At 72.2% G+C, this 11310-nt stretch carries 11 protein-coding genes; 4 read left to right on the top strand and 7 right to left on the bottom strand.

All coding sequences use genetic code 11. The annotated features are described in order from the left end of the window. A partial coding sequence (locus tag VF139_15800) for an SPFH domain-containing protein (protein HEX6852861.1) occupies positions 1-628 on the top strand: 628 nt, incomplete at its 5' end. 44 nt (positions 629-672) lie between these two features. After that, positions 673-2139 (top strand): IMP dehydrogenase, encoded by a 1467-nt coding sequence (gene guaB / locus VF139_15795; GenBank protein ID HEX6852860.1) that lies wholly within the window; start codon positions 673-675, stop codon positions 2137-2139. Positions 2140-2146: 7 nt separating this feature from the next. On the opposite strand, the gene tsaE is transcribed toward guaB, so the two are convergent. Continuing rightward, entirely contained in the window at positions 2147-2671 is a 525-nt protein-coding gene (tsaE, locus tag VF139_15790; GenBank protein HEX6852859.1) for a tRNA (adenosine(37)-N6)-threonylcarbamoyltransferase complex ATPase subunit type 1 TsaE, read from the bottom strand. After that, entirely contained in the window at positions 2671-4200 is a 1530-nt protein-coding gene (locus VF139_15785) for an NAD(P)H-hydrate dehydratase (protein ID HEX6852858.1), read from the bottom strand. Before VF139_15785 ends, tsaE begins: the two co-directional genes overlap by 1 nt. A gap of 62 nt (positions 4201-4262) precedes the next feature. On the opposite strand from VF139_15785, the gene aroC reads away from it, so the two are divergent. Together aroC and rlmD are read left to right on the top strand one after the other, a co-directional pair. Continuing rightward, positions 4263-5432 (top strand): chorismate synthase, encoded by a 1170-nt coding sequence (gene aroC / locus VF139_15780; GenBank protein HEX6852857.1) that lies wholly within the window; start codon positions 4263-4265, stop codon positions 5430-5432. A gap of 601 nt (positions 5433-6033) precedes the next feature. After that, positions 6034-7425, top strand: a complete 1392-nt coding sequence (gene rlmD, locus VF139_15775; GenBank protein HEX6852856.1) for a 23S rRNA (uracil(1939)-C(5))-methyltransferase RlmD — start codon at positions 6034-6036, stop codon at positions 7423-7425. Here rlmD and holB read toward each other — a convergent pair. From holB to VF139_15750, 5 genes are all read right to left on the bottom strand, one after another. Beyond that, a complete protein-coding gene (gene holB, locus VF139_15770) occupies positions 7422-8516 on the bottom strand; it encodes a DNA polymerase III subunit delta' (protein HEX6852855.1) in 1095 nt (364 codons plus the stop codon). The two genes, rlmD and holB, sit on opposite strands and share 4 nt — an antisense overlap. After that, positions 8513-9262: a dTMP kinase gene (tmk, locus tag VF139_15765; GenBank protein ID HEX6852854.1), complete on the bottom strand. Its 750-nt coding sequence runs from the start codon at positions 9260-9262 to the stop codon at positions 8513-8515. The genes holB and tmk overlap by 4 nt, the downstream gene beginning before the upstream one ends. Continuing rightward, complete coding sequence (locus tag VF139_15760; protein HEX6852853.1) at positions 9259-10200, bottom strand: bifunctional riboflavin kinase/FAD synthetase; 942 nt, start codon at positions 10198-10200, stop codon at positions 9259-9261. Before VF139_15760 ends, tmk begins: the two co-directional genes overlap by 4 nt. Further along, a complete protein-coding gene (locus VF139_15755; GenBank protein ID HEX6852852.1) occupies positions 10197-10697 on the bottom strand; it encodes a phosphatidylglycerophosphatase A in 501 nt (166 codons plus the stop codon). The genes VF139_15760 and VF139_15755 overlap by 4 nt, the downstream gene beginning before the upstream one ends. Next, positions 10681-11310: radical SAM protein (locus tag VF139_15750; GenBank protein ID HEX6852851.1), on the bottom strand; the 630-nt coding region annotated here is incomplete at its 5' end. The genes VF139_15750 and VF139_15755, both read right to left, overlap by 17 nt.

The raw sequence follows: 11310 nt of genomic DNA, 5'->3' as shown, positions 1-11310 counted from the left end.
GATGGTGCGCCTTCGCGCCCACGGGATGTTCTCGACGCGCGTGAAGGACCCGCAGGTGTTCCTCAACACCGTCGTCGGCAGCCAGGGGCGTTTCGCCACGGACGCGATCGAGGGGTTCCTGCGCGAGATCGTCGTCTCGCGCCTGAACGACGTCCTGGGCGAGACCGTCAAGACCCTGTTCGATCTCCCGAAGTACTACGACGAGCTCGCCGAGGCGCTCAAGGGGCGCGTCGCGGCCGATTTCGCCAAGTACGGCCTCGAGCTTCCGGACTTCCTGATCCACGCGATCACCCCGCCCGAGGAGGTCCAGAAGGTCCTCGACGAGCGCACGGGGATGGCGGCCGTCGGGGACATCCAGGCTTACCTCAAGTTCAAGGCGGCGAAGGCCCTCGGGGACGCCGCCGGGCAGCCCGGAGGCGGGGAGGCCTCGAGCGGCGTGGGCCTGGGTGCGGGGGTCGGCCTGGGCGTCGCCATGGCGCAGATGATGAAGGACGCGGTCTCCGGCGGTGCGCCCGCGCCGGGGGGGGCCGCTTCCGCCGCCGCGGGATCGAAGTTCTGCCCGAACTGCGGCACGGCCTTCGCCGACGGCGCGAAGTTCTGTTCCGAGTGCGGGACGCGTCGCGGCTGAACGAGGAGGGGGTTGCTAGAATCCCCCGGGAAGCGGAGGTCCGAGTGCTGGAGTCGCCCCTTCCCGAAGGTCTGACGTTCGACGACGTTCTCCTCGTCCCCGCCCGCTCGGCGGTCCTTCCGAGTCAAACCGAACTGCGCACGCGCATCACGCGGAAGATCCCGCTGAACATGCCGTTCGTGTCGGCGGCGATGGACACGGTGACCGAGTCGCGCCTGGCGATCGCGCTCGCTCAGGAGGGCGGGCTCGGAATCGTCCACAAGAACCTCTCGATCGAGGCGCAGGCCGGGGAGGTCGACAAGGTCAAGCGTTCGGAATCGGGGATGATCGTCGACCCGATCACGATGACCCCCGACCAGAAGGTCTGGGAGGCGCTCGAGGCGATGGGGAAGTACCGGATCTCGGGCGTTCCCATCACGGACCGCGACGGGAAGCTCGTCGGGATCCTCACCAACCGGGACCTGCGCTTCTGCACGAAGACCGACCTCCCCATCCGGGAGCTGATGACCTCCGAGGGGCTCGTGACGGTTCCCGCCGGCACGACGCTCGAACAGGCCAAAGAGCTGCTCCACAAGCACCGGATCGAGAAGCTCCCCGTCGTGGACGCGAACTTCCGCGTGGTCGGGCTCATCACGGTCAAGGACATCCAGAAGCAGGTGAAGTACCCCAGCGCCTGCAAGGACGACCTCGGAAGACTGCGCGTGGGCGCGGCGGTGGGCATCGCCAAGGACACCGTCGACCGGGCGCGCGCCCTCGTCGACGCGCGGGCGGACCTGCTCGTGATCGACACCGCGCACGGCCACAGCGAGGGCGTGCTCGCCATGGTGGCCTCCATGCGCGAGCGGTTCCCGGACGTCCAGCTCGTCGCCGGGAACGTCGCGACGCGCGAGGGGGCGGTCGCGTTGATCGAGCGCGGCGTGGACGCCGTGAAGGTGGGCGTCGGACCGGGGAGCATCTGCACCACGCGGATCGTCACCGGGGCCGGCGTCCCGCAGATCACCGCGATCGCCGAGGCCGCGCGGGCCTGCGACGAGGCGGGCATCCCGCTCATCGCCGACGGCGGGATCAAGTTCTCCGGGGACATCGTCAAGGCGATCGCCGCGGGCGCCGAGTGCGTGATGATCGGGAGCCTGTTCGCGGGGACGGAGGAGTCCCCCGGCGAGACCGTGCTCTACCAGGGACGTTCGTTCAAGGAATACCGCGGCATGGGCTCGCTCGGCGCGATGGCCAAGGGGTCCAAGGACCGCTACTTCCAGGACGAGTTCGACGAGAAGAAGCTCGTTCCCGAAGGGATCGAGGGGCGCGTCCCGTACAAGGGGCCGATCTCGAGCCTCGTGGGGCAGCTCGCCGGCGGCCTGCGCGCCGGGATGGGTTACTGCGGGTGCAAGGACATCGAGGCGCTCCGGCGCGACGCGCGGTTCGTGCGCATCACGTCGGCGGGCCTGCGCGAGTCTCACGCGCACGACGTGATCATCACGAAGGAAGCCCCGAACTACCGCCTGGACAGCTGAAGCCGGCTCAGGCGTCCCCGCGCGAAGGCGCGGCGGCGGCGCGCGCGTCCGGGGAGATCTCGATCCGCCGGGAGCCTTCGCCGAGGTCCTGGAATCGCACGCCCAGCGCCCCGTGACGCAGGAACGACGGGAGCTTGTCCCCCCATTCCACGACCACGACGCCTCCGGAGGCCATCAGGTCCTCGAGGCCCAGCGACGAGACGTCGTCGTCCCCGTCGACGAGCCGGTACAAGTCGACGTGAAAGAACGGGACGCGTCCGCCCTTGTACTCCTGGACCAGCGTGAACGACGGCGAGCTGACCTCGCCCGGGTCGATCCCCACTCCCTCGGCGAGTCCCCGCGTGAAGGTGGTCTTTCCGACGCCGAGGTCGCCCTCCAGGACGACGAGCTCGCCTCCGCGAAGCCCGCGGCCCATCGCGCGTCCCAGCTCGGAGGTCTCCTCCTCGCTCAGGGCATAAAGCGTTCGCCGCCCCGCGGGAGGGCGCGGCGCCGGGCCGCCCGGCTTGTCCCGGCGCTGCTGTCTCGTGTCCATCAGCTTCCCCCTCCCGCCTCCCGCAGCGCGAGCCATGCTGCGGGAAGCGCGTCCACCGCGTCGGTCGCGATCAACCCCTCCTGACCCCGGACCTTCGCCGCGCGATCCCCGGCGTCGCCGTGAACATAGGCCGCCAGGCGCGCCGCGTCCCGTGCGGGGATGCCGCGGGCCAGCAAGGCCCCCAGGACCCCGGTCAGGACGTCGCCCATGCCCGCGGTCGCCATCCCCGGGTTCCCCGTGGAGTTGAAGGCGGCGGCCCCCCCGGGCTCGGCCACGAGGGTGTGGCGCCCCTTCAGGAGGACGACGGCGCCGGTCGCGTCGGCGAGGCGCCGGGCGGCGCCCAAACGGTCGGCCTGGACCGCAGCGGCCGTCGTACCCAACAACCGGGCCGCCTCGCCCGGGTGCGGGGTGATGACCAGGGGGAGCTTCCCGGCCCGAAGGCGCTTCCCTTCGAAGACGTTGAGCGCGTCCGCGTCGGCGACGGCCGGGACCTTCCGCTTCGCGAGGAGCGTCGTCACGAGCGTCCTCGCCGCGCCCGACGTGCCGAGCCCGGGGCCGATCGCGATCGCGTCGCGCGTGGACAGGAGCTTCAGCGCCGTCGACGCGGACGAGGCGACCTCGGTCATGACCTCGGCCTGCTGGGTCGCGACGAGGGGCTGCGCGTCGCGCGTGGTCGCGACGGTGACGAGGCCGACACCGGCGCGCAGGGCCCCGCGGGCGCAAAGGACCGCCGCGCCCGACTTCCCGCGGGACCCGGCGACGATCAGGAGATGTCCGAACCGGCCCTTGTGGGCGTCCGGCGGCCGCGGGGGGAGCAGGGGCGCGACCGCGGCGGCGTCGAGCCACTCGAGCTCCGATCCGGCGGCGTCCACCGCCTCGTCGGGGATGCCGATGTCGAGCACGCGCCAGCGCCCGGCGAGGGAGGCGGCGGGCTCGAGGACGAGGGCGAGCTTCGGTCGGCACAAGGTGTACGTCACGTCGGCGCGGACGGCGGGGCCCGCCACCTCGCCGGTGTTCGCGTCGACCCCGGAGGGGAGATCGACGGCGGCGACGAAGGCGGGGGAGCGCGCGAGGTCGGCGATCACCTCCGCGACGAGTCCGCGGGCGCCGCCGGACACCCCCGTGCCGAGCAGCGCGTCGACGACGATTCCCCGTTCGAGGGCGCGTTCCCGGGCTTTCGCCCACGAGGCCGCGTCGGCGGCTTCGACGACGCGCACCCCCGCGTCGATCGCCGTTTCGTGGGCCAACGCCGCGTCGCCGCGAAGGTCGGACGCCGCGGCGAGGGACACGACCATCGCGTCGATCCCCCGCGCGCGGAGGTGCCGCGCGATCACGAACCCGTCTCCGCCGTTGTTTCCGCGGCCGCAGAGGATCGCGACGCCCACGCGACCGGCGTCGGGCCGGTCCTCGAGCAGCGCGTCGGAGACGGCGCGCCCGGCCTGCTCCATCAGCAGGATGCCGGGGATGCCGAGCCGCTCGATCGCGTCGCGATCGGCAGCGCGCATCTGGTCACCCGTCACGATCCGCATCGGAGGCCGCAGGATAGGAGCCGCGCGAATCGCCGGTCAAGGCGCGCTACACTCGGCGGCCGATGAAACTGCGATTCCTCACCGCCGGCGAGTCCCACGGCCCCGCCCTGAACGTGGTCGTCGAAGGCCTCCCCGCCGGGGTCCCGGTGGATCGCGGAACGATCGACCGCGACCTGAAGCGGCGCATGGGTGGCTACGGACGCGGCGGGCGGATGAAGATCGAGTCGGACGCCGCCGAGATCCTCGGCGGGGTGCGCTTCGGCCTCACCCTGGGATCGCCGGTGTCCCTCCTGATCCGCAACCGCGACTACGCGAACTGGACGGTCGCGATGAGCCCCGACGGTCCCCCCCCCGAGCCGGCGGAACGCAAGGCGGTGACGCGGCCCCGGCCCGGCCACGCGGACCTCGCAGGAGCGCTCAAGTACGGGACGCACGACGCACGCGACATCCTGGAGCGGGCGAGCGCCCGCGAGACCGCCTCCCGCGTGGCCGCCGGCGCGCTCGCGAAGGCGCTGCTGACCTGCACGGGGATCGAGATCACGAGCCGCACCCTCGCCGTTGGAAAGGCGCAAGGGCCCGAAGACGAGGACTTCGACGCCCTCCTGGCGCTTCCGGACGACGCCGCGATGCGTACGACCGACGCGGCCGCCCAGGCGGCGATGGTCGCCGAGGTGGAGCGCGCGAAGCGTCTGGGCGATTCGATCGGCGGCGTCTTCGAGGTCCTCGCGCGCGGGGTGCCGCCGGGGCTCGGGAGCCACGTGCACTGGGACCGACGTCTGGACGGTCGCCTCGGGGGTGCCGTGCTCTCGATCCAGGCGGTGAAGGCGGTGAGCGTGGGTGAGGGGATCGAGGGAGCGGAGAGCCTGGGGAGCGCGCTGCACGATCCGATCGGCTACGACGCGAATCGGCGCGCCTTCACGCGCTCGAGCAACCGCGCCGGCGGGATCGAAGGCGGGATGTCCAACGGGGAGGTGATCCACGTGCGCGGATACCTCAAGCCGCTCGCGACCCTGCCGAAGCCGCTCGGCTCCGTCGACCTCGCGGACAAGTCCCCGTTCGAGGCCGCGTTCGAACGTACCGACACGATCCCGATCGTGGCGGCCGGCGTGGTCGGAGAGGCCATGACCGCCCTCATCCTCGCGGACGAACTGCTGATCAAGTGCGGCGGGGATTCGCTCGCGGAGACGCTGCGCAACCTCGCCGGTTATCGGGAGTCGATCAGGGAATTCTGAGGGTGGGCGGGAAAAGGTTGAGGCCGCGTGATGCAGGCGATAAACCCCCCGGTTCGTCCTGCAACCCGCGGCCCCAGGTGGTCACCTGGCCTCCCCCTGAACCCAGGCACCGCGCGGAAAATACGGTGGTGCTTCGAGCGTGTAAAGACCCGCGCGAGGACCGATCCTGACTTTTTGAGGACGTCTTTCACCAGTTAAAAGAAAGGCGCGGAACGAACGTCCGCGCCTTTGCGCTGGCGCATCGAGACTCAGCGATCGCGCGGTCCGTGCGGCGGTCGCCACGGACTCGCTTCAGGTCTCTTTTCCACGATCGGAGTTCCGTGTAGCATGCGTCGGGAGTTGCTCGCTCTCCCCGGTCATTCGGCTTCCCAGGCACGGGTCGAGAAAACCTTGGGTGGGTTCGTAGACCGACCGACGGGTACGCCTAAGACGCCCCAGCGGTGGATATAGGTGGGCGCAGTCGAGGTCGGGGTGGCCTTACGCCGGGGAGAGCGAGCAACCTCCGAATCCTTCATGCAACCCTCGGAGAGAACCCTTCCGCGCCAGAAATCGGTCGGACCCTATCCTGCTCGCTCACCCCTTGTCAAGGGATAAATACCAGATGTCGAGGAACACTCCCCATGAGCCCCGAGATATGGGGGTCGCCTCCGACGACTCCTTCCAGCGGGGGGGCCGGGTGCCGGTGACGATCGATGGGCTCGCGGCGGGCGGGCGCGGGGTCGGCCGGGTCGGCGGAAGGGTCGTCTTCGTGAGCGGCGCGTTCCCCGGGGACGAGGGGCTGGTCTCCATCGAGAGGGTGCATCGGCGCTTCGCGGAGGGCCGGCTCGTGGAGCTTCGCCGACCTTCTCCCGACCGTCGGACGCCGGAATGCGCGCATCAGCCCGAATGCGGCGGCTGCCCGTGGATGCCGATCAACGAAGCCGTGCAACGCGAGGCGAAGGGCCGGATCGTCGAAGAGTCGCTCCGGCGCATCGGCGGATTCCGCGAACCCCCGACCGTGGTCTGCGAGGCGTCGCCGCGTGACCTGGGATACCGGAACAAGGTCGAGTTCACGCTGGGGAGCGACGCGATCGGTCGTCGCGTCCTGGGGTTGCACCGCCACGAGGACGCGGCTGCGATCGTGGACGTCGAGCGCTGCCTGCTCCTCGACGTCGCGGCGCAGGAGGTCTACCGGACGTGCCGCGAGCACTTCCTCGACGGACCGGGCCTGGGCGATCCAGGGCGGGACGGGGCCGACGCGCCGCGCGTGATCGTGCGGTCGTCCGCGGCGTCGGGAGAAGTCCTCGTCGTGCTTCGAGGCGCCCCGGGGGATTTTCCGTCCGCGCCGGCGCTGGCACGCGGGCTCGAGGGGCGGGTCGCGGGAGTCGTGCGCGTGAGCTCCCCTCCCGGCCGGCGCGGAGGCGCCGTCGTCGAGGTCGTCGCGGGGCGTGCGTTTCTCGAGGAGGAGCTGGGAGGGCTGCGGTTCCGCATTCCTGCGGCCGGCTTCTTCCAGGTGAACCCCGGCGCGGCGGACGTCCTCCACGGCCACGTGATGCGTGCCGCCGGGAATCCGACGCACGCCGTGGACCTCTACGGCGGGGTGGGAGTTTTCGGTCTCGCCCTCGCGCGCGGCGGCGCGCGCGTCGTCGTGATCGAAGCGGACGGCGAGGCGGTCGCGTGCGGCGTCGAGACCGCGGAGCGCGAACGGGTCGGGGGCGTGCGGTTCGTGAAGGCCGACGCCCTCGCGGGGCTCCAGGCGCTGTCCGGGCGCGACCGCGAGCCGGAACTCGTCCTCGCCGACCCGCCGCGAACCGGGCTCGGGCGCGGCGTCGCCGCCGCGATCGCGGGGCTGGAGCCCGCGCGCGTCGTGCTCGTGGGCTGCGACCCCGCGGCGTTCGCGCGCGACGCGGGCGCGATGGCCGCGCTCGGGTACCGACTCGCGTCGGTCCGGGCGATCGACCTCTTCCCGCAGACCGATCACGTCGAGGCGGTGGGAACGCTCGAGCGCGGTTAGGCCGGCGTCGGCCCCCCCGCGATCGCCGCGAGCATCGCCTCCGCGACGAGCGTGCGATTCAGGTTCAGCCGCAGTTGCTCGCGCAGGCGTCCCGCGGAGAGCATGAGGGTCGAGGCCCGCGCGGGGCCGAGGTTCCGCCCGAGTTCGGCGAGTCTGGGCGCGAGGTCGGCGGAGATCGGCGAGCCGCCGCCGACGGCGGCGACCGCCGCGTCCCGAAGGAGCGCCTCGATCCAGTCGAGCGACTGCGCGAGGTCGGCGGCGTCGTCGCCGGCGAGGTCCTTGGCGAGCGGCGCGAGCTCCGCGAGTCCGGAGGCGCCCCCGGCCATCTTCTCGATCGCGCCGAGGACGAACTCGCGGCGCTCGGTGAGCTCGGCGACGTCGAGCGCCTTCGCGTACCCCGGGCGCCCGCCCGCGAGGGCGGCGCGCGTGCGGGCCTCCGCAGCGTGCATCCCGGAGGCGGCGAGCGCCGCGGCGAGCCCGTCCACCGCCATTGCACCGAAGGGAACCCGGAAGCAGCGCGACCTCACGGTCGGAAGCAGCGCGTGCGGCCGCGAGGCGATCAGCATCAGCACCGACCGTCCGGGGGGTTCCTCGAGGGTCTTCAGGAGCGCGTTCTGCGCCTCGGTGTTCATGCGGTCCGCGGGGTCGATCACGAACACCCGCACCTTGCCCTGGCGCGGGGAGCTGCCGGCGTGACGCGTGACCTCGCGGATCTGGTCGACGACGATGAAGTTGCGCAGCGGGGCGCGGCCCTTCGCGGGGGAGGCGTCGACCTCGTCGTCGTCTCCCTCGTCGTCCGGCTCTTCGGTCGCGGCGGCTCCCTTTCGCGGGCGCCGGTCGACCAGGAACAGGTCGGGGTGGTTGCCGTGGGCGACCTGGAGGCACGCGTCGCATCGGCCGCAAGCGGGCGTGTCGCCGTGCGGCTCGCGGTTCGCGCACTGGAGCGCGGCGGCGAGGCGCAACGCCGCGGTGCGTTTCCCCACGCCTTCGGGGCCGTGGAACAGCATCGCGTGGGGGAGTCGTCCGGACAGGACGGCGCGTTCGAGCAGCGTCAGCGCGGCCGATTGGCCGAGAAGTTCGCCGAGGATCAAGGGGCGTCCTCGAATCCCTCGACGTCGAGACAGGGAAACAGGTCCGCGAGGAGATCGGCGACGCGCGCCTCGACCGCGTCGAGATCCTGCTCGGCGGCCACGATCCTGAAGCGGAACGGCTCCGCCGAGGCGAGGGCGAGGTAGCCGTCGCGCACGCGCCGATGGAACTCGATCCGCTCGCTCTCGAACCGACCTTCGCTGGCCTCGGTCCCGAGCTCGCGGTTGCGGGATCGCGCGCGCTCGAGGCCGGTCTCGGGATCGAGGTCGAAGAGGATCGTGCGGTCGGGCCGGAGGTCGAGGGGAGCGTTGCGGTGCAGGGCCGCGACGAGGCCGGCGCCGAGTCCGCGCCCGTACCCCTGATAGGCCGCCGTCGCGTCGGCGAAGCGATCGCACAACACGACGCGCCCCTGGGCGAGGGCCGGCTCCACGACGTCGCGGATGTGCTGGATCCGGTCGGCGACGTAGAGGTGGAGCTCCGCGAGAGGGTCGATCGGCCGTCCGCGATCCTCGAGCAGGAGGGAGCGCAGGCGTCGCCCGAGCGGCGAGCCCCCGGGCTCGCGGGTCACCAGGACGTCTTCGCCCGCGGCGAGCAGCCGGTCCGCCAGGCGCGTGACCTGGGTCGTCTTCCCCGATCCCTCGATCCCTTCGAAGGTCACGAACAGGCCCCGCTTGCCGGCGGGGGCGACTCGGCCGAACGCGACGCGCGCTTCCGGCTGCAGCCCGGCTTCCTCGTGGAATTCACTCATCGTGCGGGCTCCGGAAGGCGCTGGAACCAGGACGAGGCGGCGGCGCGATCCCGCGCGATCTGATCGGCGAGCTCGTCCATGCCGGAGAACCGGCGCTCGTCGCGAAGCCGCGCGAGGAAACGCACCTCGACCCGCTCGCCGTAGAGATCGTCGTCGAAGTCGAGGAGATGCGTTTCCACGACGAGCGTCTCGCCGCCGAAGGTGGGGCGCGTGCCGACGTTCGTCACCGACGGGTGCCTCGACGCCAGCGCGATGGTCTCGGTGACGTAGACGCCCCGGCGGGGGAGCAGCTCGTTCTCGACGTCGACGTTGGCGGTCGGAAACGACATCGCCCGGCCGCGCCCGTCGCCGCGGCTCACCGGACCCTCGACCGCGAAGGGACGTCCGAGCAGCGCCGCGGCGCGCTCGACGTCGCCGGCTTCGACGGCGGTGCGGATCGCGGACGACGAGACCGTCTCCCCGGCGACCTCGACGTGCGGGACGCCGTCGACGTCGAATCCGCGCTCGGCCCCCACCCGGCGGAGGAGGGCGAGATCGCCGTCGCGACCGCGCCCGAATCGGAACCCCGCGCCGACGCGCAGCGCGGCGAGCGGCACGCGCGGGAGGAGGAGCTCGGTGAGGAACCGCTCCCCCTCGAGCGCCGCGGTCGCCGCGTCGAAGGCCACGACGAGCACGGCGTCGATGCCCGCCGCGGCGATCGCGTCGAGCTTCTGCCGGCGCGTGGCGAGGAGCTTCGGCACGCGCGCGGGGGCGACGACGGCGAGCGGGTGCGGATCGAAGGTGACCACGAGGGAGGTCCGCCGGGATTTTCCGGCAAGCTCCGCCACCGCGTCGAGGATCCGCCGGTGGCCGAGGTGAACGCCGTCGTAGTTCCCGATCGTCGCGACGAACGGGCCGGAAGCCGCAGGGACGCTCTCGAGGCCGTTCCAGACGATCATCCCCGGACCACCCCCGTGAAGGCCGCCGGCGCCCACGCGACCACGGCCTGCAGGATCAGGTTCGCGTAGATCCCCGCGGCGAGATCGTCGGCCATGATACCCGAGCCGCCCGGCAGGTCCTCGAGCCGCCGCGCCGGCCACGGCTTCCAGACGTCCAGCGCGCGGAACACGAGGAACCCGAGCGCGAGGAGCGGGAGGGTCTTGGGGACCATCACCAGGGTGACCATCTGGCCGGCGACCTCGTCGACGACGACGCGGCCGGGGTCCTCCTCGCCGAAGATCGCCGCGGCGCGATCGGCCGCGACGACCCCGGCGGCCGTGACGAGGCACGTTCCCGCGAGGAGCGCCCCTTCGCCCCAGGCCGCCGCCAGCCCCCACGCGAGGGCGAGACCGGGGAGCGAGCCGAACGTCCCGGAGGCGACGGGGGCGTATCCCGTGCCGAAGCCGGTGGCGAGGACGAGGGCGAGCCGGTCGCCGAGGCTACGCGGGGTCGCCATCGACGATCCGTCCGACGAGGTCGTACCCCGCCACCTCGGTGAGCGCGACCTTCACGAACGCCCCGGGGGCGGCGACGCCGTCGTTGATGAGGATCTGGCCGTCGACGTCGGGCGCCTGGGTGCTCATGCGCGCCTTCAGCAGCAGATCGGTCTCGTCGTGAGGGCCTTCGACCACCGCTTCGACGACGTGTCCGACGAGCGCTTCGTTCCGTTCGAGGACGAGCGACTGCTGGAGCGCCATCAGGCGGTCCCGGCGGGCGTGTTTGATCTCCCGGGGAACGTCGTCCGCGAGCTCGTGCGCGGCCGTCGTGTCCTCGTGGGAATAGGTGAACACTCCGAGATGGTCGAAGCGCGCGTCGCGCACGAAGTCGAGCAGCGTCTCGAACTCGGCGTCGGTCTCGCCGGGGAACCCCACGATCATCGTCGTGCGCAGGGCCGCCCCCGGCATGGCGGCGCGGAAGCGCTCGAGCAGGCGGAGGTGGCCCTCCGCCGAACCGCCGCGGCGCATGCGCCTGAGCGTCTCGGCGTGTGCGTGCTGGAGGGGCATGTCGACGTACTTCACGACCCGTTCGGTCGCCGCCATCGCCGCGATCAGCCGGTCGGTCACCGTGTT

It is taken from the genome of Candidatus Polarisedimenticolaceae bacterium, from assembly GCA_036376135.1.
In the GTDB taxonomy this organism is placed as follows: domain Bacteria; phylum Acidobacteriota; class Polarisedimenticolia; order Polarisedimenticolales; family DASRJG01; genus DASVAW01.
Note: the sequence above shows the minus strand (reverse complement) of the source record. Positions and strands in the feature narration are given on the sequence as shown.

Excerpts from the sequence above, each read along its gene's own strand:
- aroC (HEX6852857.1), top strand. The coding sequence starts at position 4,263 with ATGAAACTGCGATTCCTCACCGCCGGCGAGTCCCACGGCCCCGCCCTG.
- tsaE (HEX6852859.1), bottom strand. The coding sequence starts at position 2,671 with ATGGACACGAGACAGCAGCGCCGGGACAAGCCGGGCGGCCCGGCGCCG.
- rlmD (HEX6852856.1), top strand. The coding sequence starts at position 6,034 with ATGTCGAGGAACACTCCCCATGAGCCCCGAGATATGGGGGTCGCCTCC.
- VF139_15785 (HEX6852858.1), bottom strand. The coding sequence starts at position 4,200 with ATGCGGATCGTGACGGGTGACCAGATGCGCGCTGCCGATCGCGACGCG.
- VF139_15760 (HEX6852853.1), bottom strand. The coding sequence starts at position 10,200 with ATGATCGTCTGGAACGGCCTCGAGAGCGTCCCTGCGGCTTCCGGCCCG.
- VF139_15755 (HEX6852852.1), bottom strand. The coding sequence starts at position 10,697 with ATGGCGACCCCGCGTAGCCTCGGCGACCGGCTCGCCCTCGTCCTCGCC.
- tmk (HEX6852854.1), bottom strand. The coding sequence starts at position 9,262 with ATGAGTGAATTCCACGAGGAAGCCGGGCTGCAGCCGGAAGCGCGCGTC.